Source organism: Butyricicoccus sp. Marseille-Q5471, from assembly GCF_951230135.1.
Taxonomy (GTDB): Bacteria; Bacillota; Clostridia; order Oscillospirales; family Butyricicoccaceae; genus Agathobaculum.
In genome coordinates, this window is record NZ_CATNVC010000020.1 from 1 (window position 1) to 25,317 (window position 25,317).

Consider the following 25,317-nt stretch of genomic DNA (forward strand, 5'->3'; position numbering starts at 1 on the left):
CGGTCACCATTCCTGAGACGCTCGACGGCGTGCGCGCCGCGCTGTGCATGCAGGACACCATGGAGGAAGCCACCAAGAAGACCAACGACTATCTGGGGATGGGCAAATGGAAATAAAAATGAACGCCCTCAAGGGGCTTGATATTGCGGGAAAGAAGATTCTCTTCCGCCCGGACATCAACTCTCCGATTGATCCGGAAACCAAGAAGATTGTCAACGACAATCGGCTGAAAAAGAACGCCGCCACCCTGCAATACATGCTGGATAACGGCGCGGCGGTTGCGCTGATTGCCCATCAGGGCGACACGCAGGACTATCAAAACCTGATTCCGCTGGCTGAGCACGCCGAAAAGCTGAGCATGCTCACAGGGCATAAGGTGTCCTATATTGACGATGTGTGCGGCCCTGCCGCACAGGCCGCCGTGCGCGACCTGCCCGCGGGTGAGTGCGTGATCCTCGGCAACCTGCGTTATCTGGGCGAGGAGCTGTCCACGTTTGGCAACTTCGTAAAGCTCACGCCCGAGCAGGCAAAGCATGTCTGGCACGTGCGCACGCTCGCGCCGCTGTTTGACCTGTATGTCAACGACGCGTTCTCCGCCGCGCACCGCGACGCACCCTCGATGGTTGCGTTCCCGGCGCTGCTGCCCTCCGCCGCCGGCTTCCAGTTCTTCACCGAGTATGAGGCGCTCTCGAACGTGCTTAACGGCGCAGAGCACCCCTCGATGTTCGTGCTGGGCGGCGCGAAGATTTCCGACGCGTTCGGCATGATGGAGCCCGTGCTCAAAAACGGCACGGCGGACAAAATTCTGACCACCGGCGTGACCGGCATTATCATGCACCTTGCGCGCGGTGTGAAATTTGGCGAAAAGCAGATGCAGTTCCTGAAGGATCGCGATATGCTGACCTTCGTCGAGCCCGCGAAAAAATATCTTGAGATGTTCTCGGACAGCTTCGAGCTGCCGCGCGACCTCGCTTTTGAAAAGGACGGCGCACGCCATGAGGTCATGGTGACCGCCGAAATGCCCGACGAGCTGTTCTGCGACGTAGGCGCGCAGACGATTGCGGACTACCGTGCTCTGCTCGCGACCGCCAAGACGATTTTCGCCAACGGCCCTGCGGGCATGTACGAAAATGCGGTGTTTGAAAACGGCACCAAGGGTGTCTGGCAGGCGATTGCGGATTCGGATGCGTACTCGGTCATCGGCGGCGGCGACACGGTCACCTCGGCGACCAAGTTTGTCGGCAAAGAAAAGTTTGGCTATGTCTGCACGGCAGGCGGCGCGATGGTGCGCTTCATGTCCGGCAAAAAACTGCCCCTGATCGCGGCGATGGAGCAATCCTACGAACGCTGCAAGCTATAAATTTCAATTAAAACTACGTTTTAATTGATGGATTCTGCGGCCAGAGATTTGTGCCGCCTAACTTAACCCTCTTCCCATACTTCATGTCTCATTTATATCCGGATAATACCACATCATTGCGGCTTCGGTGTCTTACGAAAAATTTGCATCATCATTTCGTTGCTATTTCTTGCAATCCATCAAGGATTGCTGCAAAATCGCGCGTTATTCTGACGTAAATTTTTTCGAAATCCACTCTCGCCCAATAATGCGGTATTATCCAAGAAAACGCCTGTCGGGGTTCGAAGCCCCGGCAGGCGTTTTCTCATGTTAAAGAAAGAGCTTCGCGAAGCTCGCAAAGACAAAACAGGACGCAAGACCGAGCACTGTCGGAATCACAAGCGCCAATACCGTCCATTTCCAGCTGCCCGTTTCCTTTTTGATGGTCAGCAGCGTGGTCGAGCACGGCCAGTGCATCAGCGAAAACAGCATGGTGCTGATGGCGGTCACCCACGTCCAGCCGTTGGCGACAAACAAATCGTGCATCGCGGCAAGGCTGTCGAGTTCAAGGATGCTGCCCTGCGCCATGTATGCCATGATGATGATAGGCACGACGATTTCGTTTGCGGGCAGACCGAGGATGAAGGCGATCAGAATCACGCCGTCCAGCCCGAGCAGCTTTGCGAAGGGGTCGAGAAATGCCGCGCAGTGGCCGAGCAGGCTCAAATCGCCGACCATGACGTTGGCCATCACCCAAATCAGCAGTCCCGCCGGCGCGGCGACGACAACCGCGCGCCCGAGCACGAATAGCGTGCGGTCAAAAATTGACCGTACAATCACGCGTCCGATTTGCGGCTTGCGGTAGGGCGGCAGCTCCAGCGTGAAGGAGGAGGGCATGCCCTTGAGCAGTGTGGCCGACAGCAGGCGGGTAACGGCGAAGGTCATCAGCACGCCCAGAAGAATGACCAGCGTCAGCAGTCCCGCTGAAAGCAGCGACGACATCGCCCCGCCGGACACGCCGACAAAGAACATGGTCAATATTGCAATCAGCGTTGGAAATGCGCCACCAAACAAAGGGCAAATTCAGTCTTCGCTGTAAACATAAATGTGAAGCGTTTCTCCGTCCCATTCGCATTTTTCAACGAGCAGACGGATAAAATCACGCTTTTCCTGCACGGAAAACAAATTAAAACTCTCGCCAAACGACGCGAGCGCCGTGCCGCGCCGCCGCCAATCCTCGGCTGCTGCGGCGTTTTGTGCGGCCTGCGCACGGCGCTCCTCCTCATGCAGCCGTGCCAAATCGGCTTCGAGCACTTGCATGCGCTCGTTGACCCGCGTGAGCAGGGCATCACTCACGTCGCCGCGCGCCAGAACATCGACCAGATGCTCGGTTTCGTTTTGGCAGGCGGCGATGCGCTGCCGCAAATCGGCGGCGGCATCCGGACTCGTCCGAAGCGCCTGCTGCAGCTGCTTGAGTAGGGGAACGAGAGCGCCGTCCGGGTGCAGATAGGGGCGCAGTCGTTGGGCGACCAAATCGTCCGCCGTTTGACCGTGCAGATTCTGACAGTCACATTTCCGTGTGCCGAACTGCAGCTTGCTTTGGCAGATGTAGTCGAAGGCGTTGTCCGCCCGCTGCCCCGAGCGGGGCTTGGCAAACATGCGCTTGCCGCATCGGCTGCAAATAATCAGGCCGGAGAGCAGCGAGTAGTCGTTATTCGCGTGTGCCGCGGGGCATGCGCGCCGCGCGAGCAGGTGCTGCACACGCACCCAGTCCTTGCCGGACACCAATCCGGCGTGCCGTCCGACGGCGATAATCCACTTTTCGATGCTGTTTCGCGGGGCATGCCCCTTGGTGTAATCGCGCTTATTATAGGAAAGCAGACCGCGTCCCGCGCCGCAGTCGCCCTCATCAAAGCAAACGTCCGCTTTTTTTTCGCGAAAATAGGCGAGCGCGTCCAAATCCGCCGTGCAGTAGACCGGGTTTTGCAGGATTTCCTTGATGCCGAGCAGAGAATAATCGCCGCCCGTGCGGGAGGTGATGCCCTCGACGGCGAGGTGCTGCTGCACGCCGCGCACGCTTTGCAGCGCGAGAAACTGCGCAAACATATTGGAAACAATCTGAATTTCGCGCGGTTCGGGGCGCAGTCTGCACGAGGTTTTGATTTTGCCGTCCAGAATGACCTCCTGCTGTTTTTCCGATATATAGCCGGTCGGCGTTGTGCCGCCGAGCCAGCGTCCGAGCTTTGCGAGCATCAGCATGTTGTCGCGCACGCGCTCGGCAATCGTTTCGCGCTCGAGCTGCGCAAATACGCTCGCAATGTACATCATCGCCTTGCCCATCGGCGTGGTGGTGTCGAATTTCTCGCGGATGCAGACAAAGGCGATGCCGTGGGCGTTGAACCGCTCAATCAGGGCGGCGAAGTCGCCCACATTGCGGCTGATACGGTCGAGCCGGTAGCAGACCACGCAGTCCGGCCTGTGGCGGTCGATATCGCGCAGCATGCTCTGGAACTGCGGCCGCTCCAGATTTTTGCCCGAAAAGCCTTCATCCTCATAAACAACCAGCTCATGCGGTGCGGTATCGGGATAATTTGCCGCAATATAGGCCTTGCAAAGCTCAATTTGGTTTTCAACCGACTCCCCTTTGCCGGTGTAGACCGACTTGCGGCTGTAAATCGCAAACTTCAACGATGCTCACCTTCCTCGGGCCTATTATAGCATAGTGCACTGTGCAAAAAAGCGAGATACCGTCGGCGAAAGGTCGGCGGTATTTTTATCGAGAAAGCAGGGAAAACGAGCATTGTAAAAAATGCAAGTAAAAACTTGTGCAATATGCCGAATGACGTATTTTGAGCAAAAAACAGGCCGTTCACAAGAATGCGAATAACGCATTCAAAAAAGGCCGCGAAAACGCCGAAATCAGCCGCAAATGTCCGCAAGAAAAATATAGAAAGCATTTGGAAAATCCGTATAATTAACAGTACCGATTCAAGTTCAGATTGTCAATGTGACCAAAAAGCGCAGTATTCCGCATCTCTTCCCACGCAGAAACCCAAAGAAAGACCGGCAGATGTGTGCCGTTCCCAATGGTATAGACCGCAAGAAGCGGTTTATGATACACAAACTGAGGAGGATGAAAAATGAAAAAGAGATTACTTGCTTTGATGATGGCAGCAACCATGGCATTTTCCCTGACCGCGTGCACAACCACCGGCAGCGAAGCGACCGGTGACCAGGGCGGCGCAACCGCTTCCGAGGATGCCGGCGGCGCGAAGGATATCAAGGATATCGTAGTCGGCCTGTCCGTTGGTAACACCACGGAGGAACGCTGGAACCGTGAAATTCAAATGTTTGAGGACTATGCCAAGGAAAAAGGCTTTACCCTCAACAAGCAGATTGCAAACAACGATGCAAATAAGCAGGTTTCCCAGTGCGAAAACCTGATCAATCAGGGCGTAGACGTGCTGATTGTCCAGTCGCTCGACGCCGAAGCCGCAAGCCCGATTGTAGAGGCAGCGCATGACGCAGGCATCAAGGTCATCGGATATGATCGCTTTATCATGAATGCCGATCTGGATTACTATGTCACTTTTGACTCCTACAAGGTAGGTCAGGTTGAGGCTGAATTTGTTGTAAAATCCGCTCCAAAGGGCAACTACATCTGGCTTAAGGGCGCACCGGAGGACAACAATGCGCATCTGGTAGCCGCAGGCCAGGAGGATGTGCTCAAGTCTTATATTGACAGCGGCGACATCAAGATTGTCCTCGACCAGTGGTGCAAGGGTTGGGATCCCAACGAAGCGCTCAAGCATGCCGAGAACGGCCTGACGCTTGCCAATAACGACGTGCAGGGCATCATCGCCTCCAACGACGGCACCTGCGGCGGCGCGGTGCAGGCACTCGAAGCACAGGGTCTGGCAGGTCAGGTGCCGATTTGCGGACAGGATGCCGATTTGGCGGCCTGCCAGCGCATTGTAGAGGGCACGCAGACGGGCACGGTATACAAGCCTCTGGCGCCGCTCAACCGCGCAGCTTGTGAACTGGCCGTTGCCATTGCAACCGGAGCCGACCCGCAGAGCAGCGTAGATTCTACTCTGGGCACCTGGCAGCAGCTGAACAACAACCAGAAGGATGTTGATTCCTTTACGGTTGACGTGGAAGCGGTAGATAAGGACAATATTTACGATATCATCGTCAAGCGCGATGCATTCCACACCCTAGAAGAAGTCTACGCAAACGTTCCGAAGGATCAGTGGCCGCAGGCATAACTGAGAAACCAATGGTTTGATGCAAAAAAGAGCGGGATGTACGGCTGCGGCCTGCAACGCACACCCCACTCTTTTTGCCCCAAAAATTTGTGCTCCGCATAGGAGCGTCCGAATCCGTATCAATTTGGGGGTGTTGTTATGCCGGATTATATCCTGCAACTGCAAAATATTACGAAAATTTTCCCCGGCGTCAAGGCGCTGAGCGATGTTTCCTTTGGCGTTCAGCGCGGTCACGTGCATGCCCTGGTCGGCGAGAACGGCGCGGGTAAATCCACGCTGATTAAGATTATCAGCGGCGTTTATCCGTTCGGTACTTATGAAGGCAAGGTCCTGTTTGACGGACAGGAGTGTAAATTTCGAAACATACGCGACGTGGAGAAAACCGGTATCGCCTGTATCCATCAGGAGCTGAATCTGGTGCCGGATATGAGCGTCAGCGAGAATATTTTCATCAACAATCAGCCGAATAAGTTCGGCGTCATCGATTTTAACGAGCTGTTTGTCCGCACATCCAAGCTGCTGGGCCGTGTCGGACTGGATACCAACCCGAATGAGCTCATCCGCAACCTCGGCACCGGCAAGCAGCAGCTGGTCGAGATTGCAAAGGCGCTGTCGCGCGACGTCAAGCTCCTGCTGCTCGACGAGCCGACCTCGTCCCTGACCGAGGCCGAGGTGGATATCCTGCTCGAGCTGGTGGATAAGCTGCGGCAGCAGGGCGTTACCTGTATTTACATTTCGCACCGTCTGGACGAAATTATGCGTCTGTGCGACGACATTACCGTGCTGCGCGACGGCCAGACCATCGAAACGCGTGCACGCCGCGACATGGACAAGGATACCATGATTTCGCTCATGGTTGGCCGCGAAATGACCAACTTGTTTCCCCGCGTTCCGCATACTCGGGGTGAGGTGGGCTTTGAAATCAAGAATTTTACCGTGCCGCATCCTGAAATTTCGGGACGAGATTTGCTCAGCAACATCAGTCTGAAGGCATACAAGGGTGAGATTCTGGGCGTCAGCGGCCTGATGGGCGCGGGACGTACCGAGCTGTTCACCGCGGTTTACGGCGCATTCCGCACCAAGGGCACGGGCGAAGTCTATATCGACGGGAAACAGGTCAGCCTGAACAGTCCGATGGACGCGCTGAAGGAAGGCTATTTTCTGGTCACGGAGGATCGCAAGAAGCTGGGTCTCAACCTGATTATGAGTATCAAGGAAAACACGACGCTCGCTTCCCTCGACAAGGTTTCAAAGTACGGCATCCTCAATGAGGACGCGGAGGTCGCCTACACGACTAAGTATGTCGAGGAAATTCACACCAAGACCCCGAGCATCGAGGTGGCGGTCAACACACTGTCGGGCGGCAACCAGCAAAAGGTCGTACTGGCCAAGGCGCTGATGAGCGAGCCAAAGGTGATGATTCTCGACGAGCCGACACGCGGCATCGACGTAGGCGCAAAATATGAAATTTATAAAATTATGAACGAACTGGTGGAAAAAGGCGTGGTTATCATCATGATTTCCTCCGAAATGGAAGAAATTCTGGGTATGAGCGACCGCATCATCACCATCGCGGGCGGCGAGGTCACCGGTGAGTTCGAGATCGCGGAAGCGACGCAGGAGATTCTCATGCGTGCGGCAGTAGGGAGGGGCTAAGCTATGTCAAAGACAGAAGGCGTAAAAAAAGCCGGCGGCAAGAAAATCGACATTCGTACCTTGACGATGGTCATTGTATTGGTCGTGCTGTGGATTGGCTTTACAGCGGCAACCGGCGGTAACTTTATCAGCACCAGAAACCTGTCCAACCTGATTCGTCAGGCGGCATTCACCGGCATTATGGGCGTTGGCATGACGCTTGTCATCGTAACCGGCGGTATCGACCTGTCGGCCGGTATGGTCATGGGCTTCATCGGCTGCATCATGGCGGCCTGTCAGGTGTGGTTCGGCATGTCGACCGCTGCGACCATCGCAATCGGTCTGGTGCTCGGCGCAGTCATCGGTCTGATGGAGGGCGGCCTGATTGCCTACACCGGCATCGCACCGTTCATCGTTACCCTGGGCGCTCAGCTCATTTTCCGCGGCGGTATGCTGGCGGTTACGGGCGGACAGACGGTCGCGCCGTTTCAGGAATCGTACAAGTTCTGGGGCACGGCATACGTCACGCCGATGTGGGGCTGGATTCTGGGCATCATCGCCTGTGCGCTGCTGCTGGTGAGCGAGCTCAACCGCCGCCGTGCCAAGAAAAAGTACAACAGCCTGAGCGAAAGCATGGGCGAAATGCTGGTGCGCTGGGTGCTGTTCTCCGCGCTGATTATTGCGGGCGTGTTCGTTCTCAATTCCTTTAAGGGCATCCCGATTCCGGTGCTGGTGATGGCGATTGTAGTCGTTATCTTTACCTTTATTTCGCAGAAAACCACCTTCGGTCGCGGCGTTTACGCAATCGGCGGCAATATTTCCGCGGCGCGTTATGCCGGCATCAATGTAAAGAAAAACCTGACGCTGGTCTACTGCCTCAACGGTCTGCTGTGCGCGGTGGCGGCTGTCATTTACACGGCGCGCCTCAACGGCGGCACGGCGCAGGCGGCAAACGGCAACTATGAGCTGGATGCCATCGCGGCAGCCGTTATCGGCGGCACCTCAATGACGGGCGGCGTGGGCAAGGTCGCGGGCGCGATTCTCGGCGCGGTTATCATGATGTCAATCGACAACGGTATGTCCATGATGAACCTTGACGCGTACTGGCAGTTCATCGTAAAGGGCCTGATTTTGGTCGCGGCGGTCTGGTTTGACACGCAGACACAGAAGAAGGGCAAGTAAAAACACGCGGAAAGAGGGAGTACCAATGCTGACGCTTGGATTCAACGAAGCCACCTGCAAGGAAAACTCATCGGTCGAGCGGGATTTGGAGCTGTGCGAAAAATACGGGTATGATGCAATTGAATTGCGTCTTGATATGCTCAAGGAGTACCTCAAAACGCATACGATTGGGGATTTACAGCAGTTTTTTGCAAGCAGCCATCTGAAACCCTTTGCGCTCAATTCCATTGAGGACATCAATTTTAACACGCCCGAGCAGTGGGAAAAGCTGCTTGAGCTGTTCCGCTTCGGCTGCGAGGTCGCGCGGGACATCGGCAATCCCTACCTCATCGTCGTGCCCACCATGGGGCCAGACATGGACCGCAAAACCGAAGCCGAGGTGTTTGAGGATTCGGTCAAGGTGCTCGGCGAGCTGGCCGATATTGCGGAGTCCTATGGCGTAAAGCTCTCCTTTGAGCCAATCGGCGACCGTCGCTGGTGCTGCAACTCCGTGCGGCAGGCATGGGAAATCGTGCAGGCGGTGAACCGTGACAGCGTGGGTCTGACCATCGACTGCATCAATTTCTATATGCATGACAAGTGCTCGGATTTGGAATACCTGCGCAAAATTCCGGCGGAAAAGATCTTTGTCTACCACATCAACGACTGCGAGGATTTGCCCCTGCGCGTGCTTGACCACTGTGACCGCATCATGCCGGGCAAGGGTTGTATTCCGATTGCGGATATCTCGCGCGTGCTGCGTGAGGTCGGCTACGATGGCCCTGCCTGTCTTGAGCTGTTCCGCCCCGAATACTGGCGGATGGATGCGGAAGAGATCATTCAAATGGGAGCGGCGTGCTGTGCGCCCTATCTCGGATAAACCATGGTGAAAACAGGAGGAAACAGCAATGAAGAAAGTTAGAATCGGCGTGCTCGGTGCGGGACGCATCGGCAAGCTGCATATTACAAATCTGGTGCAGTCGGTGCCGAACGCCGAGGTCGCCGCAATCGCCGACCCGTTTTTAAACGAGGAAACGGTTGCGTTTGCGGAAAGCCTGGGCATTACCAAATGCTCCAAGGATCCGCAGGACATTTTTTCGGATGACACGATTGACGCGGTGTTCGTCTGCACCTCAACCGATGCGCATGCGGAAATGATCATGCGCGCGGCGGCAGTGGGCAAGCATGTGTTCTGTGAAAAGCCGATCCACACCGATTTGGCCAAAATCCGGGGCGCAATCGCGGCGGTTGAGCAGGCGGGCGTCAAGCTGCAGGTCGGCTTTGTGCGCCGCTTTGACCACAACCACAAAAAAGTGCACGACGTGGTCGCATCGGGTCGGTTGGGCAAGCCGCACATCATCAAGGTATGCTCGCGCGACCCCGATCATCAGCCGATGTCCTATATTGCCACCTCGGGCGGTATCTTTATGGATATGACCATCCACGATTTTGATATGGTGCGCTACCTGTCGGGCAGCGAGGTCGTCGAGGTCTGCGCGTTCGGCGCAGCGCTTTCGGGCGCGGGCTATGAGCAGTATGACGATGCGGACACCGCGGTTATCATGCTCCGGTTTGAAAACGGCGCAATCGGCGTGATTGACAACAGCCGCGCTTCGCATTACGGCTACGACCAGCGCACCGAGGTACACTGCGACAAGGGCTGCGTGCAGGTCTCCAACGATTTGGACGATCAGGCGATGATTTCCTCCGCCGAGGGTGTAGAGGTTGCAAAACCGACCTGGTTCTTCCTGGAACGCTATAATAACGCGTTCATTCAGGAGACAAAGGACTTCGTGGACGCCATTCAAAACGATACCGACACGCTGGTCGGTGCAAAGGACGGCCTGATGCCGGTTGCAATCGCCATGGCCGCGGCAAAATCCTACCGCGAGGGCCGCACCGTCCGTCTGGACGAAGTGCTGGGCTAAGAAAATATTGTTCGGATACCGCACAGGTAACAGCTGTATGGTATCTTCTGCATGCGGGGTGCTGCGGAATCTGGAAAACCCGTTTTTGCATAAAAAAACAGGGCGAACGGTTTTTCCGTTCGCCCTGTTTTGCGTTACGAAATATCAGCGGGGGAAATCGAAGGCAGATTGCTCAGATTGTTGTTTTCCGTGCCGTCGGGAATCGATTTGAGATATTCGGTATCGCCCCGATGCGCGATGCCGACGCCCGCAATCCCGCCCTGCCGCGCAAGCTCCACAGCCTGCGCTTTTTCAAGCACCGTGTTGTCCGAAAGCTGATAACCCGTCACCTTGCCGCTCGTCTTTACCAGTGCCGTGATGCTGCGGGCGCTGGGTGCGGCATCCGGGATTTGATCGAGCGTGTTCTGCGCCAGTGCGCTTTGCAGCGAATCGTGTTCCAAACAAAATTCCTCCTTTTCGGTTTCGGGCAGCACCGCGCAATTGCCTCTTCGGTGCTGTCTTTGCTTATTTTGCGCAGTTCGACTCGTTTCATCATCTTAAAATCTGGTAAGCAAGGAGAAGTAGATTTTTCAAAGTACTATAATTTTCCTAAATTACGGCGGGTGTCGCCGTGATAAAGGTTGAATGTTGTCGAGCGATTCGCTATACTGTAATTAATTCCAATGCTAAAACGTTTACGCGCAGAGCGGCGTCTATCATAGATCAATACAGGAGCGATTTTATGCCATCCGATAAAACCATTCTCATTGTTGAGGATAACAGTGTCAACAGACAGATTTTGTGCAATATTTTGCGCGAGGAATACCAAATCCTTGAGGCGGAAAACGGTCAGCAGGCGCTTGCGCTGTTGCAGGAAAAAACGGATGCGATCGCGGTCGTGCTGCTGGACATCCTCATGCCGGTGATGGATGGATATGCGCTTCTGCATCAAATGCACAAGGATCGCGCGCTCGCCAACATTCCGGTGCTTGTCGCCAGCGGGCAGGAGGATGCGATGGCGGAGGTAAAGGCACTCGCCCTCGGTGCAAACGACTATATCACAAAGCCCTATAAACCGGACGTGATTCGCCACAAGGTCGCCAACACGATTTTGCTCCGAGAAACCGCGTCGGTCGTGAATGCAGCCCATACGGATGTGCTCACCGGCCTGTATACCAAGGAGTATTTTTACCAGTGCGCTGCGGAGCTAATCAGACAAAATCCGGAGCAAAAATTTGATGTCATCTGCTGCGATATCGAACGCTTCAAGCTGGTAAACGACCTGTACGGCGTGCAGGAGGGCGACGCGCTGCTGCGGCACTTATCCGGCATCGTAAAAGCCAAGGTGCAGGGACACGGTATTTGCTGCCGCATGAGCGGGGACATATTTTATCTGATGATTAAGCGCCCCAAGGAATATCTGGCGGAGGAGTTTTCCAGCCATGTGGAATACACCAATCAGTACGATATGCATCTCAGAAGCGTCATCAAATACGGCATTTACCAAATTGATGATGTACGCCTGCCCATTAGCATCATGTGTGACCGCGCCTATCTCGCCGTGGAGTCGGTAAAGGGGAAATTCGATGTTTACTATGCGTTTTACGACGAATCCATCCGGCGAAAGCTGCTAGAGGAGCAGTTCGTTTTAAGCAATATGGAGTCCGCGCTCAAAAACGGCGAATTTCAGGTGTATTATCAGCCCAAATATGATTTGCTGTCCCGCACCATCACCAGTGCGGAAGCGTTGGTTCGATGGATTCATCCCGAAAAAGGCCTGATTCCGCCGGATCGTTTCATTCCCATCATTGAAAAAAACGGGTTTATCACACAGCTGGACATTTTTGTATGGGAAGAGGTCTGCAAAACCATCCGCGGGTGGATGGACGCAGGGCAGCCGGTCGTTCCCATCTCGGTCAATATGTCCCGTGCGGACATCTATAATCCGAATATCGATCAGATTTTGATTGCGCTTGTCAAAAAATATCGTCTTAGTCCCCAGTATCTGTTTCTGGAAATCACCGAAACGGCCTATATGGAAAATGTGGAACAGCTGACGCTTTCGACACACAAGCTGAAAAAACTTGGCTTTATCATTGAAATGGACGACTTCGGCAGCGGATATTCCTCGCTGAACATGCTGGCGGAGCTGCCGATTGATATTTTGAAGCTCGATATTCGCTTTGTGCAGGGCGATCAACTCAGCAACAACCGCAAAAGCATTTTGAGCTTTATCATCAGTCTGGCCAAATGGCTCGACCTGCGCATTGTTGCGGAGGGCGTGGAAACGGAGGATCAGGTCAAGCTGCTGACCAATTTAGGCTGCGAGCGGGCGCAGGGTTACTATTTTTCCAAACCGCTGCCGGTCGATCAGTTTGAAAGACTGCTGCTGCAAAGCTGCGACAGGCAGAAGGAAGAGTGTGTGGCCGCGTCCACCATCGAGGACGGTGCGTTGCATGGGGAGCAGAGCAGCCTGCTGCTGCTTGATGCTGAAGCTTCCGACCTTGCCGCGTTTGAGCAGGCATTTGCCGACCAATACCACGTCATCAAGACGGACAGCATGGAAACGAGCTTGGTCATCGTGCAGAAATTCCCCACAAGACTCTCCGCAGTGGTGCTGTCCCTGACCGGGGAGACGCAGATGGATGAGATTGCGCAGATGGCCGAGCAGTGCAATGACCGGCAGATTCCGGTGATTACCCTGCACACATCGGACGCGCTGATTCCGGAATGCCAATCCCACGGCGTTGCGGGCTGCATCCTCAAACCCTATCGGGCGGATTCGCTGGTGTATCAGGTGCAAAATGTGATTCTGCGCACGCGGATTGCCCATTTGGAGAGAGAAAAGGAAATCAACGCCGCAATCACCGAAATGAAAAAGCGGGCGGAGGAGGACGCACTCACCGGCCTGCTCAACCGCGCCGAGTTCCAAATTCGGGTTCAGGACTTCTTCCATTACAATAAAATGCCGGAAGGCATTTTCATCATGATTGATGTGGATCATTTCAAAAAGGTGAACGATGCTTTCGGGCATATCTCGGGCGATAATGTGCTGCGCGAGATTTCGAAAATGCTCACAAGCTTGTTCCCGGAAACGAACATCATCAGCCGTTTTGGCGGCGATGAATTTGCGCTTTTCATTCCGTATACTATCGAACAGACGGAACTGGAAGCCAAGCTGCAGGCGCTGTGCCAAACCATGACCATTGAAGAAAATCACCTGCAGGTGGCGTGCTCGGCGGGCGTCTGCTTTGCGCCGGAGTACGGCATGGACTATGAGCAGCTGTATTATAATGCGGATATTGCGCTGCTGAATGCAAAGCATGCAGGCAAGAGCCGCTATGTCATTTTTGAGCATGGACTGAGCGCACCGCTCTATTCTCAGCTGGAACAGCGCGCCACTGCGCTGCTCAACGATGTGTCGGACGCGATGTTCGTCTGCGACGGAGAATCCAACGAAATCATCTACGTAAATAATACGGCCTGCCAGTTGGTCAACAAGAGCAGAAGCAAGTGCATGGGCGCAAGGTGCTATGAAATCTTCTGGGACAGCTGCCAAAATTGCTCGCGCTGTCTGGATATCGACAGGCATAAGGACAGCTATTATGAGGAAGACACTGTGCTGAAGGACGGCAAAACGCCGGTGCATGTCAAAGCAAAGCTCGGGGAATGGGACGGAAAAACCGTCAAAATTCATTACCTGCAGGGCATTCAGCCCCAATCGTTGTGATTCTGAACATGTAAAAAGAGGAACAGACCGTTTTTGTCGGTTTGTTCCTCTTTTTTCGTGAAAATGCGTGCGCGGAGCATCACGGCGGCTGCCGTTTTGCAGGATGCTGCGTCGGCATGATTCAATACAATCAGGAACTCATCTCCGCCGATGCGAATCACGTCGTCGACCTCCGCGGTGTTGCGGGTCAGAATCTGTGCACTTTGGTCAGCAGATCAAGCATGCACTTTTCGCGATAAAACTCGCGCAGCATGACCAGCTCGGTTACATCAATGACCGTGCCGACCAAGCCGACAACCTCACCGCTATGGTCGAATAAAGGCTCTCGGGCAATTTCGTAATAGTACGCTTTATCGCCGAACTGCATCCGTTCAATATATTTATAAGGCGTTTTTTCACGTATTACGCGCAAATCATCGGCTAAGAATTTCTTGCCAAGGGCCTTATAGGGCTGAATATCCACATCGGTCTTTCCAATCAGGTCGATGCCGCTGAGGTGAGAGCAACCATTGCTCGCCAGCAGATAACGGCATTCCGTGTCCTTGCATAACAGCTTGACGGGTGCTTGCCGCACGAGCTACAACAGTTGCTTCTTGTCAATCGCCGCAATGTCCATGGCACACCTCCGGTAGATTGATTCGAACTGAATTAATCCTATATTTAACAGTATATTTGATAGATTTGTTTGTGTAAACCTTCTTGTGGGAATCCTGCCGGCTGTGTTGTGTGCATATCGGGACGGACCGCACAATAAGCTAATATCAGTACGGGCAAGGGGGAGGGAGGAGGTGCCGCCTATTGCGAAAAATAAGCCAAAGCAGGTCGTTTTACATACTGCCGCCCGCCGGGAGCCTGCGCAGGACAGCATCAGCGAACTATATGTGCGCTTCCTCAAACGAAAACTGGCGGAGGAGCACCTGACCGGCATGCAGGCGAGCGCTGTCCTTGACGGCATCTTAGACGCATTGCAGCATCTGTAACACAAAACGATTGCCACACCCATTTTGAAGGGCGCGGCAGTTTTTTTGCCATAACGATGGTGGTGGAAATCGCCCGTTGCAGGGCACAAAGCTGTTGGTTAAAATGGCGAGCAGCCGCTCGCGCGGTGAGTCGATGATGCGGCAGCCAATCACGCCTGCTGCGTTGCAGCCGAACCCCATCGACATGCTTGGGTAAAAAGTGGATGCCAAAATGGAAGGGCCAGTGGGAGGGCGTAGAACCACATTCGGCAACAGCAGAAAATTTGAGTTATTTTGTATATTATATCGTTATTTTAGCTGTTTGTCAAAAGAACGACTGCCTTTTTGCATTCTATTATATGTCCTGTTTCCCAAGTCAACTTACAAAATGAATCGGCTCTCAACAAGGTTATAGAGGGGTTAAACAATGAATTTTCATAATTCAGTTTTTCTCCAACCTGTGACAATGGAGGAGATTCATCATGAGAGAAACCATAAAGAAAGATTGGCTGGAAAAAGCAACGAAGGCATTCGGTGTCAAGAGACTGAAGCCGTTCCAGAAGGAAGTGTGTGATGACCTGTTGGATGGACATGATGTCATTGGCATTGCCAAAACATCTCATGGCAAGTCCCTGTGCTTTCAGATACAAGCTTATTGTCATCCGGATCAGCTGATGCTGGTGATTACCCCCACCACTTCGCTGATGCGCAATCAAATGAAGAATTGGTGTGGGAGTAACCTCACGGCTGCGTGTCTGTATCGCGACAATCCGGATAATGAAGAGACCTATCGACTGCTCAAAGCGCAGAAGCTTAATGTGCTGTACATTTCACCGGAAAGATTAGATAACCCCAGATTTCGTAACGCATTAAAGGGCAATACCATTCACACGGTTGTAGTCGATGAAGTTCATTGTCTGATTGAATGGGGAAATGAGTTTCGACCCATGTATCGTCAGATTGGTAAGTTTATTGATACATTAAAGCCTCGGCCTGTTATTGCTGCCTTCAGCGCCACTGTGGCCAAGCGGGATGTTAACATTATAGCCAATTCCCTTGGGATACAGAGCTGTCGCTTACATATTGGTCAACTCCGCAGAGAGAATCTAATTCTCAAAAAGATGTGGGTTAAGACAGAGGCGGAACGATACAAAGAAATACAGAAAGCTGTCCGGAAGTACATCAATAAGGGGAAAATTGTCGTCTACTGCACCACGATTTGTGATGTGGAAGATCTGCAGGAGTATCTACTCGACGAATGTGATTTCTTCTCAAAAGACATTACCATTTGTCACAGCAAGCTGAAAAACAGGAGAACCGAGGAAGCGCGGTTTCAGACTGGAGACGCAAAGATTATGGTTGCTACTTCGGCATTTGGCATGGGCATTGATATCCCGGATATTCGTCTGGTTATTATATCCCAGATGCCGTTCAGCATTGAGTCCTATTATCAGATGGTCGGACGGGCAGGCCGTGACGGAAAGAAGGCGCATGGTCTGCTCCTCTATAACGATGGCGACTATTACAGGAATCTGGACATCATCAGCAGTACCGATGAGCGGGCACTTGACGCGGCAGATGATATGTGGCACCTGTGCGAGTCGAGTGCAGATATTCAGGAGCAAGTCATGGCGTACCTTGATGGGGAGGTGCAGTCATGAAAATTCGTTATGGTATCCACACCGTGCTGATGACGCTGCTGCTGTCGCGGAAGTGGTATAATCAGCTGTTTCAGACGCTGATGCAGAGGAGGGCGAAGGGTGCGTTCTATCGGGACGAGACTTATCAGACAGACAACGGCATGGAGAAGTACATATGCACCTATTACTGTGATATGGGCGTTGTGCTATATCTGTACAAACAGAAGAAGCATAAGAATAAGACCAACCGCAACACTCCCTGCTTTATGCAGTTCCGCGTCAATCCGCTCACGCTGATTCGAGGGTACTATTCCCCCACGGAGGTGTTTCAGGCGAAGAAGGAGCAAACCATCCAGTTGGAAGCGGGTATGAATCAACTGCTGAAGGAACTGGAACTGGATAAGACTTTTGAAGAACTGAAGCTGTCGCGTGTCGACTGCTGTCTGGACTGGTTTCCGAAGAATCAGGCCTGCTGTGATGAGCTACTGCGGATTGTCCGGCGTAGTCCCTATACGAGATCTTACCGCGAAATGAAGTTCCCGAATAATGATCCACGCCATAAGCAGAAGAATGAACATTCGTGGCGGATTCAGTGTAAAACTGTCACTTTGACGGTCTACGACAAGGCTTTTCAGCTTTTGGAGGAGGAGTTGATTGAGGAGCCAACGGATCCAATGCTGCGCATTGAGGTATCACGGAGCAGCGCAAGCTTTAAAAGAGGGCTATCTGATGAGGTCAAGGGTAGTAACTGCAAGATCCTGAAAACCATCATGGATGAGTCGGAAACAACAATTGCGAAATATCTGAAATCAGTCAATACGGGAGCACGTTATGTGAAGTATGAGCATTGTCTGAACTTAATTGATTCTGAGGTGAAAAACGTCCATACTCGCGGGCATATGAAGCAGTTCGCGGAAAAGCTGTCGAAGTGCAAGAGTTATGCACAAGCTGTGGAGAACTCCGGCTTGAGTGAATCGCAGATTAAGACTGTGCGTGGACAGTTTCGGAAGTTTGGGATTAGTCCAATCACGCTCAGGAACAATGCAGAGGTGGAAAAACTGCATTTTCCGGGCATGAAATGGTAGGGAAATGATATGGGTGCTTTGAAGTGAACACTTTTTGTGATGAGTTTACTAACATAATAATAAGTTAGCGAGAAATGCGGTGAGTTACGATGCTTCCCGTGCCTGCCGCATTCTTAAAACTTAATTCACTACAAAGAGAGGTAAGTCACGATGAAATATATCGACTACAGAAACATGAAAGAATTTTATACGATTGACGAGATATGTCGTCTGTTCGAACTGGACAAGTCTGAACTGCGCCAGTACTGCAACAAGTATGACATTCAGCCGCAGGAAGATCAGTATGGCAACTGGGGATTACGTACCATGTTTGTGCGCAAGCTTCACAATTTCATCTATAAGGAACAGCGTAACGCAGGTGTAAATCAAAATGCAGCGCCGCAGAGAAGGGATAGCAACCCATGGGCATAAGCGAGATTTTGACCGTAAAAGAGGTTGCGTATCTGCTCAAGACCACCTGCCAGCAGGTGCGGAAAATGATAGCAAACCAAGAACTCCCGGCCGTAAAAGTCGGTCGGGAGTGGAGGGTGACGATGGAAGCACTGGCGGAGTTTCTGGAATCGCAATAAGGAATAGTATGATTTCACTACTGCTATGTTGATACAAATGCATCCTCGTCGATAAATATTACATCCGTTCTTGTGGGGAATGTTTTTTTCTTAACCTTCTCGGAATTGAGAGAAATAAGGTGCATACAAATCCCCCGCCCATAAGTGTGAATCACTTAGTGTTCGGGCAAGGCGATTATTTGCTTTGGAGAAAAACAGCTCCCCTCCAATATGATTCGATTGTCTTTCGTCATCGTTTTTATGGCGCTGCGGATGGTCTTGGGTTCAAAACCACGCTCCAATAGCTGGCGTCTGATTTCGGCTCTTTGCATTGCAGGTGGATTTTCTGATAAAAGGCACAGTATGGTTTGGGTACAAGGCGGTCGCTTGGGGTTGGGGTCATCTCCCGCTTGTTGCAGTACCAGATTCCATACAGCTGTACTGGTTTTCGTCTTCATCAGACAAATCTTGATGCCGTTGCGACTATAATCGTGCCGCCCACTACACGAAATGTTTAACTGGTTAAGATCTTCTTCGTTTATATAGCCCATTACATAATAGCGGCCGGTCGACTCGTTGTAACCTCCAGTCCGATTATCCCAGTGAAGTCCGCCCACTTCTGACAATTGAATATAATCGCCGTCGTCTCCATGCGGGCTACGCTTGATAAAAACAAGTGCTTGATCATTCTCCATTACCGACGCCTCCTACATAATCAGTTAACGAAGTGTTTTACAGATTGATTGATAATAGTATACTGCATTGAACTGATTGGTTCAATAACCTAGGTGGAAAGCAAAGAGCAAATTAATACATAATCAGATGCAAGACTTTTCGAGTACGTCCATCCTGAATATGCATGTGGACAACTCTCTTTCTGATCTCATTCGTAATACGCTGGATATAATATCTGTTAGGTGGCTGCGTTACAAATTCAATATACCACTACACTATACCATGTATGATTTAAGAAGTCTACAACATATTCCATTAACACATTGGTGGGGATATACTGTAGCTTGGGTTGTGATAAGGCTAAACAATACCAAGGGTCTTAGAATCCATTCTTTGTGACCAGCCGTTCATTCTCATATCTGTCAGTTTAGTTTTAGATGGTCGGGTCTTAGAATCCATATAAACCGCATGATCAGACACAGGTGTGTGGAATGTTCCAACCGAAAATAAAAGAGAGGAGCGATGTTTTTGCAATATTGTCTTGCAATTGATGTTGCCTGTGGAAAATCTATGTTTTGTATTCTATCCGAAGCCGGAGAACTGGTGCTGAAACCCACTGAGTATCAGCATACCATATCAGGCTTTGGTGATGTGCTTTCAGAACTCGTTAAATTGAATAGCAACGATATACATATCATCATGGAATCCACTTCAGTCTACCATTTGCCGGTAGAACGCTACTTCAGAGAAAATACTGGGTATGAAACCATCGTCTTGAACCCCATCATATCCAAGGAAAATAAGCGTAATCTTCGTAAAACTAAAACGGACAAAGAGGATTGTCTTAATTTGGCTAACATTTTCTTCCGCCATGATTACAATGAACAAACAGTTCACGAGGATATATTCAAGGACATGCAGTTTCTTTCCCGCCAGTTAGAACATCTTCAAGACGGTCAAATTCGTACCAAAAACAGGTTTCGACAGTTACTAACGCTAACTTGTCCCCAATATTCCGAGGTCTTTGTAGCCAATTTCATGTATAGCTCTACAGCACTACATTTTATTGCGTGTTACCCGCATTGCGACATGGTTAAACACGAAAGCATAGCTACGCTGGCTGTCTGCCTTGGTGCGGCACATAACCGCTCGCCTAAGCATTATTTAAAAATGGCTTCCAAAATTAAAGAGGTGCTACAGGACAGTTATCCGGCCGTTCCCATCGAAAGCGAGACGGTTACCTGTCTGGTTGAAACTGTCCGAAAGGTCATAGACCAAGCAACGGAGATTGAGGCTTTGAAGAGTCGGCTAATCGCTTTAGCACAAACATCTGCATTATACCCGATTTACAATTCAATACCGGGTATTGGCCCGATTACTGCTGCATTGCTTATTGCGGAGCTAAAGGACATTCGCAGATTTACCAATGTCAAGAAGCTTACAGCCAGCTGTGGTTTAGATCCTACTATCGTGCAGTCAGGTAAGTCCATTAACTACCATGGTCCCATCTCCAAGCGAGGAAATCGAAGCGCACGTCATATTCTATTTTATGCAGTAATGTCCATCCTCATGGTGACGAAACGAACAGCCCCACAAAACTCTATTTTGCTTTATTATGAGAAAATATGAGAAAAAGCGTGGCGAAGGCAAACATCACCACGCTTGTGTAGTCGCCTGTTGCACCAAGCTTCTACGCATTCTTCTTGCGATGAGCAAACAAAATACTCTGTATTGTTAGAATAGAATATCTTTATTTAATTTGCAATAGTCTTTCAATTTTTACCTTTGAAAGGCTTTATTTTGTGTGCCCTTTTTTCAATGCTTTTGGTTAAGAACTTTTTTCTTGACAAATCTTAGATGGTCAGAACAGTACTAAGGCGCTGTAAAGACCCAAAAGTTTATAGAGAAAAAGCATGCATTGATTCTTCGGTGCATGCTTTTTCTAGGTCTGTTGCCCGGGATCTTCAGGTATTTTCCGTGTGCAGCGTTCGTTGACGATATTCTCGCGGTGTGTTGCCGACATGCTGTTTGAAACTGCGGATAAAGTGTTGTGTGCTGTTAAAGCCGCAGGCCTCTCCAATTCGTTCGACTGCCTGCCCTGTTGAGGCGAGCAATTGACGGGCAAGCGTGACACGCAAGTGAACTTGATACGCATGCGGGGACATATTGGTGAATTTACGGAAAAGGCGGCTGAAATAAAACGGACTGAGGTTCACGACTTCGGCAAGATCCTCGACCGTAAGAACTTCGGTAAAATGCTGCTCCAAGTAGGAGATCGCCTGCGCAATAACGGTATCCTGCGGATTGTAGGCGGATGCAGATTGTGCGGCAAGCTCGCTCAGGATGATGTGGATTTGGGCGGAAATCTTGTGTTCATTCAGCTGTCCGTCATATGCCAACCCGACCAAGGTGTTCATTGCGCTTTCGATGGCAATTTGTTTGGCCGGATGCATTAAATATCCATAGCGTTCGGTAAGAATTTCATAAAACGCCTCGCTGCTGCTGCCCTCAAAATGAAAGTAGCGGAACGAGAGCGGCGTAAGCGCACGGTATACATGCGGTTTTTTGCAGTCGATAAAGACAATGTCGCGTGCATGGGCGACGAAGGTTTGGCCGTTGAATTGCACTTGCAGTTCGCCGGTATCTACCAAAAGCAGCAAATAGTAATCATAATTATCGCGGCTAATGGCGTATGCCGGCGTGCAGAAGAAATGACCGACATAGGGCGCGTAATACAGCGCCTTCTTGGCAAAGGCAGAAGGTAAATGCAGATACATCTGTGAGCTTGGAAGCACGCCGGTATCTGATTCCGGCAGGCTGCATGCCGTAGACATGGGGTTGGGTTTGGCGAATTCCATGTGATGCTCCTCCTTGTGCAATTCATCTATTTTTCTCAGTATAGCATTGTACGGTGTGCTATGTAAAGAGAAAAACAGAGCAGGAAATGTTCATTTTAGAGCAAGGAAGAGAATTGTTAGTACCGCGCAAAAGATGCATAATGATTACAGAAAACAGATTGATACATACGAGGACAGCAAGACATGAGTTGCTTGTTCAGGCAAAATTGATTTGTCTAAGTGTCATATTTATCACAATAGATTTGAGGTAAGGAATATTTCAAGACATTGCAAATGATATGCACAAGGCAGCTTTTGACCGAAAAGAATTTCTAAGTGCATCCTTTGAGAATCAATCTGAATCAGATGCATTTTTCCTGTAGTTGGCAGGAAATGAGAAGTACCCAAGGAGGAAAGTAATATGGAAAAGACCGTAATCGGCGTGATTGGCGGCGGTAACGTCGGCCGCATTCACGTGAAGGACATCGTGACCTCGGTGCCGGAAGCAGAGCTGCGTTATGTGGCCGACGCATACCCGGAAGGTTACAACAAATGGGCAGAAGAGACCGGCTGCCCGAAGGCGATTGCAGACTATAAGGCAATTATGCAGGATCCGGAGGTCAAGGCGGTGCTCATCTGCGCACCGGCGGCGCTGCATGCCGACCTCATCATGGAGGCAGCCCGTGCAGGTAAGCATGTATTCTGCGAGAAGCCGATCGACTACAACGTCGGCAAAATCAAGCAAGCGATGCAGGTTGCGGCAGAATGCGGCATCAAGCTGCAGCTGGGCTACAACCGTCGTTTCGATCATAACCACGCGACCGCACACCGGATGGTTGCAGAGGGCAAAATCGGCGAGGTTCGCCAGATTAAAATTACATCTCGCGACCCGCTGCCTCCCCCGCCGGAGTACTTCGCAGCTGTCGGCGGCAGCGCAGGCGGCATGTTCCTCGATACGTCAATTCACGATTTTGACATGGCGCGCTTTATGGCAAACGGTGCAGAGGTTGTTGAAATGTATGCAACCGGCGCGGCAATGATCAACAAGGATCAGCAGACCACCGGCGGTGTGGATACCACCTCGGTCATCCTGAAGTTCGATACCGGCGCAATGGCCATCATCGACAACTGCTGGCAGTGTGCCTATGGTTACGACCAGCGCATTGAGATTTTTGGCTCCAAGGGTGCGCTCAATGTACAGAACGATACGCCGAGCACCGTTGTACTCGCAGATGAAAACGGTCAAACTGCCGAGAAGCCGCTGTTCTTCTATGTAAACCGTTATATCGCGTCCTATACCGAAGAAATCCACGAGTTCCTCGATGCGATTGTCAACGATAAGGACGTGCCGGTAAACGCTAAGGACGGATACTATTCCTTCCTGATTGCCAAGGGCTGCGATTTGTCCCTCAAGGAAAACCGTGTTGTCACCATGGCTGAACTGCTTGAACTGTGAGGAGGAGAACAGGATGGCTATTAAAGTAGGCATTGCGCCTGATTCGTGGGGCGTATGGTTTCCAAACCACGAAAAGCAGACCCCGTGGAGCCGCTGCATGGACGAAATGCGTCTGGCCGGTTACGACGGCGTGGAGCTTGGCCCCTGGGGCTACTTTCCGAACGAAAATCCGGCGCTGAAGGATGCCCTTGCGGCACGTTCACTGGAACTGGTTGCCGGCACGGTCGGCGGTGATTTTCTGGATGATGCTTCGATTGATGCAATGTGCGGAACCATTGACGAGATTGCGGCGCTGCTGCAGGATTTTCCGACTGCAAAGTACATTGTCCTGCTGCCCGCCATGTATACCGATCTGGAAACAGGCGAGCAGGTGTGTGATCCGAACCTGACCGATGCGCAGTGGAACACCTACTGCAAGAATGTGCAGCGCGCAGCAGACCGCGTTGCATCGCACGGCCTGATCGGCGCGTTCCATCCGCATGTGGACTGCCACGTGCAGACCGAGGCGCAGATTGAGCGTCTGCTTGCAGATACCGATGTGCAGTTGTGCTTCGATACCGGCCATCATGTCTACGGCGGCGGCGAACCGATTTCCTTCTATCGGAAGCATGCGGATCGTATTCCCTATATCCATCTGAAGGACTGCGACCTTGCGGTCAAGGCAAAGATGGACGAAAACAAGTGGTCGTTTGCCAAGGCAGTGACGGAGGATATCATGGTCGAGCCGGGCAAGGGCAGCATTGACTTCGCCAAGCTCCATGACGCCTTGGTGGAAAAGGGCTATGACGGATGGTGTGTCGTGGAACAGGATTTGTTCCCGGTGAAATCGTTTGATTTGCCCCTTCCGATTGCGAAACGCGGCCGTGATAACCTTGCGAAGGCCGGCTTTTAAAGTCGGCTGATACCCTACAATCAAAAAGAGCCGGCGCATTAACGTCGGCTCTTTTTTCAAAAGATTTAATATGGTCAGTTAAAGGGACGCGGCATGACCTCGTGCAGTAGGGCAATGGATTTTTTGATTGCGGCCAGTGCGGGCATGGTTTTGTCCTCAATCTCGAGCGAGACCGGGCCGTCATAACCCATCATACTCAGCACGGCAAAGAATTCCTTCCACCATTCGGCGCTCTCTCCAAATCCGAGCGCAACGTAGTTCCAGGTGCGGTGGTTGTAATCGTCGAAAAATTTAGTCTCCAACCCGCCGTTTGCGGCAAAACGGCCGCGTTCGCGGCGCAAATCCTTCGCATGCACGTGGTGGATTGCGTCCGCACCCAGGGCCTTGGCCATCTCGATGCCGTCTCCGCCCATCCACATATGGTGGCTTGGGTCGAGGTTCATGCCGACCAGCGGGCCAACCTCTTTGCGCAGGCGAAGCAGTGTTTCGGCGTTGTAAACGCACTGCGCACCGTGGTTTTCCAGCGCAATCGAGGTAATGCCATGCTGTTCCGCGGTTTTAACGGTCTGTGCCCAATAGGGGATGAGAACCTCTTCCCACTGGTAGCGCAGGATATCCTGACAGCTTATCGGCCAGCAGGTTGTGACCCAGTTGGCGGTGGTATCGGCGGCGTTTCCGCCCGGCAGCCCGCTCATCATGACGATGTTCCGGACACCGAGCAACTCTGCGAGCTGAAATGTCTTTTCCACCACCGCTTGATGTGCGCGGCCGGTTTCGTTTGGCTCCAGTTGATTGCCGGAGCAGTTCAGGGCCTCGAGCACCAGTCCGTGACGCTCGATGGTGTCCAGATACGCCTGCCGTGCAGATACGCTGGCGAGCAGGGTATCCAAATCCAGATGCGGGGCGCTCGACCAGTTGCCGCACGCGATTTCAAGTGACTCGATGCCGATTTCAGCCGCGGTTTTCACCATGTCTTCAAAGGACAGATGGCCGAGTCCATCCGTATTTAAGCATAATCTCATTTTTTCAGTAGCTCCTTTAACCATTTATCGTAGCGTATTGCCTGATTCTAGTTTGACGGATTGGGCAAAGGGAATCAATCTCCGTTTTGGAATCAAAAACAATCAAAAGTTGCTGTCAGCAGATCCGCTTGGGTGCATTTCGGATACGCATAAATCAATGAAT

General features: G+C 51.8%; 22 protein-coding genes and 1 pseudogene. 15 read left to right on the forward strand and 8 right to left on the reverse strand.

From position 1 onward, the window contains the following. Nucleotides 1-106: 106 nt before the first annotated feature. Nucleotides 107-1,360, forward strand: coding sequence for a phosphoglycerate kinase (locus QOX26_RS13300; protein WP_283675461.1), 1,254 nt, complete (start codon nt 107-109; stop codon nt 1,358-1,360). A 309-nt stretch (nt 1,361-1,669) separates the two neighbouring features. Here QOX26_RS13300 and QOX26_RS13305 read toward each other — a convergent pair. Next, nucleotides 1,670-2,404 (reverse strand): annotated as a pseudogene (locus QOX26_RS13305) (nucleoside recognition domain-containing protein); the annotation flags it as partial. An 18-nt stretch (nt 2,405-2,422) separates the two neighbouring features. Continuing rightward, the gene (locus QOX26_RS13310; protein WP_283675462.1) at nt 2,423-4,027 is read right to left on the reverse strand and encodes a recombinase family protein; all 1,605 of its coding nucleotides are present in this window, start codon (nt 4,025-4,027) and stop codon (nt 2,423-2,425) included. A gap of 452 nt (nt 4,028-4,479) precedes the next feature. Here QOX26_RS13310 and QOX26_RS13315 point away from each other — a divergent pair, with 452 nt between their 5' ends. The 5 genes from QOX26_RS13315 to iolG (QOX26_RS13335) all read left to right on the forward strand — a co-directional run bounded on the left by QOX26_RS13315 (nt 4,480) and on the right by iolG (QOX26_RS13335) (nt 10,331). Next, on the forward strand, nt 4,480-5,607 hold the full coding sequence (locus QOX26_RS13315; protein ID WP_283675463.1) for a sugar ABC transporter substrate-binding protein: 1,128 nt from the start codon (nt 4,480-4,482) through the stop codon (nt 5,605-5,607). Nucleotides 5,608-5,745: 138 nt separating this feature from the next. Next, a complete protein-coding gene (locus QOX26_RS13320; protein WP_283675464.1) occupies nt 5,746-7,263 on the forward strand; it encodes a sugar ABC transporter ATP-binding protein in 1,518 nt (505 codons plus the stop codon). A gap of 3 nt (nt 7,264-7,266) precedes the next feature. Next, the gene (locus tag QOX26_RS13325) at nt 7,267-8,424 is read left to right on the forward strand and encodes a sugar ABC transporter permease (protein ID WP_283675465.1); all 1,158 of its coding nucleotides are present in this window, start codon (nt 7,267-7,269) and stop codon (nt 8,422-8,424) included. Between the two features lie 25 nt (nt 8,425-8,449). Beyond that, on the forward strand, nt 8,450-9,283 hold the full coding sequence (locus QOX26_RS13330; protein ID WP_283675466.1) for a sugar phosphate isomerase/epimerase family protein: 834 nt from the start codon (nt 8,450-8,452) through the stop codon (nt 9,281-9,283). Nucleotides 9,284-9,311: 28 nt separating this feature from the next. Next, nucleotides 9,312-10,331, forward strand: a complete 1,020-nt coding sequence (gene iolG, locus QOX26_RS13335; protein ID WP_283675467.1) for an inositol 2-dehydrogenase — start codon at nt 9,312-9,314, stop codon at nt 10,329-10,331. A 134-nt stretch (nt 10,332-10,465) separates the two neighbouring features. Here the strand turns inward: iolG (QOX26_RS13335) and QOX26_RS13340 are convergent, their stop codons facing one another. Next, nucleotides 10,466-10,771: a DUF3892 domain-containing protein gene (locus tag QOX26_RS13340; RefSeq protein ID WP_283675468.1), complete on the reverse strand. Its 306-nt coding sequence runs from the start codon at nt 10,769-10,771 to the stop codon at nt 10,466-10,468. Between the two features lie 281 nt (nt 10,772-11,052). Here QOX26_RS13340 and QOX26_RS13345 point away from each other — a divergent pair, with 281 nt between their 5' ends. Beyond that, nucleotides 11,053-14,040, forward strand: coding sequence for an EAL domain-containing protein (locus tag QOX26_RS13345; RefSeq protein ID WP_283675470.1), 2,988 nt, complete (start codon nt 11,053-11,055; stop codon nt 14,038-14,040). Here the strand turns inward: QOX26_RS13345 and QOX26_RS13350 are convergent. Together QOX26_RS13350 and QOX26_RS13355 are read right to left on the reverse strand one after the other, a co-directional pair. Next, the gene (locus QOX26_RS13350; RefSeq protein WP_283675471.1) at nt 14,022-14,201 is read right to left on the reverse strand and encodes a hypothetical protein; all 180 of its coding nucleotides are present in this window, start codon (nt 14,199-14,201) and stop codon (nt 14,022-14,024) included. The two genes, QOX26_RS13345 and QOX26_RS13350, sit on opposite strands and share 19 nt — an antisense overlap. Before the next feature lie 26 nt (nt 14,202-14,227). Next, nucleotides 14,228-14,614, reverse strand: coding sequence for a PAS domain-containing protein (locus QOX26_RS13355; RefSeq protein ID WP_283675472.1), 387 nt, complete (start codon nt 14,612-14,614; stop codon nt 14,228-14,230). A gap of 214 nt (nt 14,615-14,828) precedes the next feature. On the opposite strand from QOX26_RS13355, the gene QOX26_RS13360 reads away from it, so the two are divergent. The 5 genes from QOX26_RS13360 to QOX26_RS13385 all read left to right on the forward strand — a co-directional run bounded on the left by QOX26_RS13360 (nt 14,829) and on the right by QOX26_RS13385 (nt 18,293). After that, entirely contained in the window at nt 14,829-15,020 is a 192-nt protein-coding gene (locus tag QOX26_RS13360) for a hypothetical protein (protein WP_283675473.1), read from the forward strand. Between the two features lie 461 nt (nt 15,021-15,481). Continuing rightward, nucleotides 15,482-16,660, forward strand: a complete 1,179-nt coding sequence (locus QOX26_RS13370; RefSeq protein WP_283675474.1) for a RecQ family ATP-dependent DNA helicase — start codon at nt 15,482-15,484, stop codon at nt 16,658-16,660. Next, entirely contained in the window at nt 16,657-17,724 is a 1,068-nt protein-coding gene (locus QOX26_RS13375) for a hypothetical protein (protein ID WP_283675475.1), read from the forward strand. The genes QOX26_RS13370 and QOX26_RS13375 overlap by 4 nt, the downstream gene beginning before the upstream one ends. Before the next feature lie 150 nt (nt 17,725-17,874). Next, nucleotides 17,875-18,135 carry a hypothetical protein gene (locus QOX26_RS13380; RefSeq protein WP_283675476.1) on the forward strand — a complete coding sequence of 87 codons (261 nt, stop codon included), beginning with the start codon at nt 17,875-17,877 and terminating at the stop codon, nt 18,133-18,135. Further along, nucleotides 18,126-18,293: a helix-turn-helix domain-containing protein gene (locus tag QOX26_RS13385; protein ID WP_283675478.1), complete on the forward strand. Its 168-nt coding sequence runs from the start codon at nt 18,126-18,128 to the stop codon at nt 18,291-18,293. The genes QOX26_RS13380 and QOX26_RS13385 overlap by 10 nt, the downstream gene beginning before the upstream one ends. Nucleotides 18,294-18,448: 155 nt before the next feature. Here QOX26_RS13385 and QOX26_RS13390 read toward each other — a convergent pair whose 3' ends face one another. After that, on the reverse strand, nt 18,449-18,967 hold the full coding sequence (locus QOX26_RS13390) for a hypothetical protein (RefSeq protein ID WP_283675479.1): 519 nt from the start codon (nt 18,965-18,967) through the stop codon (nt 18,449-18,451). Between the two features lie 502 nt (nt 18,968-19,469). Between QOX26_RS13390 and QOX26_RS13395 the strand changes: the two genes are divergently transcribed. After that, entirely contained in the window at nt 19,470-20,576 is a 1,107-nt protein-coding gene (locus QOX26_RS13395; RefSeq protein WP_283675480.1) for an IS110 family transposase, read from the forward strand. Nucleotides 20,577-20,911: 335 nt separating this feature from the next. Here the strand turns inward: QOX26_RS13395 and QOX26_RS13400 are convergent, their stop codons facing one another. Continuing rightward, nucleotides 20,912-21,805 carry an AraC family transcriptional regulator gene (locus tag QOX26_RS13400; protein ID WP_283675481.1) on the reverse strand — a complete coding sequence of 298 codons (894 nt, stop codon included), beginning with the start codon at nt 21,803-21,805 and terminating at the stop codon, nt 20,912-20,914. Nucleotides 21,806-22,205: 400 nt separating this feature from the next. On the opposite strand from QOX26_RS13400, the gene iolG (QOX26_RS13405) reads away from it, so the two are divergent. Next, entirely contained in the window at nt 22,206-23,240 is a 1,035-nt protein-coding gene (iolG, locus tag QOX26_RS13405; protein ID WP_283675482.1) for an inositol 2-dehydrogenase, read from the forward strand. Nucleotides 23,241-23,253: 13 nt separating this feature from the next. After that, nucleotides 23,254-24,132 (forward strand): sugar phosphate isomerase/epimerase family protein, encoded by an 879-nt coding sequence (locus QOX26_RS13410; protein ID WP_283675483.1) that lies wholly within the window; start codon nt 23,254-23,256, stop codon nt 24,130-24,132. 74 nt (nt 24,133-24,206) lie between these two features. Here the strand turns inward: QOX26_RS13410 and QOX26_RS13415 are convergent, their stop codons facing one another. Next, nucleotides 24,207-25,154, reverse strand: a complete 948-nt coding sequence (locus QOX26_RS13415; protein ID WP_283675484.1) for a sugar phosphate isomerase/epimerase family protein — start codon at nt 25,152-25,154, stop codon at nt 24,207-24,209. Nucleotides 25,155-25,317: the final 163 nt, after the last annotated feature.

Bases quoted from the DNA above. Each gene is read 5' to 3' on its own strand.
- QOX26_RS13410 (WP_283675483.1), top strand. From the start codon at position 23,254: ATGGCTATTAAAGTAGGCATTGCGCCTGATTCGTGGGGCGTATGGTTT.
- QOX26_RS13390 (WP_283675479.1), bottom strand. From the start codon at position 18,967: ATGGAGAATGATCAAGCACTTGTTTTTATCAAGCGTAGCCCGCATGGA.
- QOX26_RS13300 (WP_283675461.1), top strand. From the start codon at position 107: ATGGAAATAAAAATGAACGCCCTCAAGGGGCTTGATATTGCGGGAAAG.
- iolG (WP_283675467.1), top strand. From the start codon at position 9,312: ATGAAGAAAGTTAGAATCGGCGTGCTCGGTGCGGGACGCATCGGCAAG.
- QOX26_RS13320 (WP_283675464.1), top strand. From the start codon at position 5,746: ATGCCGGATTATATCCTGCAACTGCAAAATATTACGAAAATTTTCCCC.
- QOX26_RS13315 (WP_283675463.1), top strand. From the start codon at position 4,480: ATGAAAAAGAGATTACTTGCTTTGATGATGGCAGCAACCATGGCATTT.
- QOX26_RS13345 (WP_283675470.1), top strand. From the start codon at position 11,053: ATGCCATCCGATAAAACCATTCTCATTGTTGAGGATAACAGTGTCAAC.
- QOX26_RS13415 (WP_283675484.1), bottom strand. From the start codon at position 25,154: ATGAGATTATGCTTAAATACGGATGGACTCGGCCATCTGTCCTTTGAA.
- QOX26_RS13380 (WP_283675476.1), top strand. From the start codon at position 17,875: ATGAAATATATCGACTACAGAAACATGAAAGAATTTTATACGATTGAC.
- QOX26_RS13370 (WP_283675474.1), top strand. From the start codon at position 15,482: ATGAGAGAAACCATAAAGAAAGATTGGCTGGAAAAAGCAACGAAGGCA.
- QOX26_RS13385 (WP_283675478.1), top strand. From the start codon at position 18,126: ATGGGCATAAGCGAGATTTTGACCGTAAAAGAGGTTGCGTATCTGCTC.
- QOX26_RS13395 (WP_283675480.1), top strand. From the start codon at position 19,470: ATGTTTTTGCAATATTGTCTTGCAATTGATGTTGCCTGTGGAAAATCT.
- QOX26_RS13400 (WP_283675481.1), bottom strand. From the start codon at position 21,805: ATGGAATTCGCCAAACCCAACCCCATGTCTACGGCATGCAGCCTGCCG.
- iolG (WP_283675482.1), top strand. From the start codon at position 22,206: ATGGAAAAGACCGTAATCGGCGTGATTGGCGGCGGTAACGTCGGCCGC.
- QOX26_RS13330 (WP_283675466.1), top strand. From the start codon at position 8,450: ATGCTGACGCTTGGATTCAACGAAGCCACCTGCAAGGAAAACTCATCG.
- QOX26_RS13325 (WP_283675465.1), top strand. From the start codon at position 7,267: ATGTCAAAGACAGAAGGCGTAAAAAAAGCCGGCGGCAAGAAAATCGAC.
- QOX26_RS13375 (WP_283675475.1), top strand. From the start codon at position 16,657: ATGAAAATTCGTTATGGTATCCACACCGTGCTGATGACGCTGCTGCTG.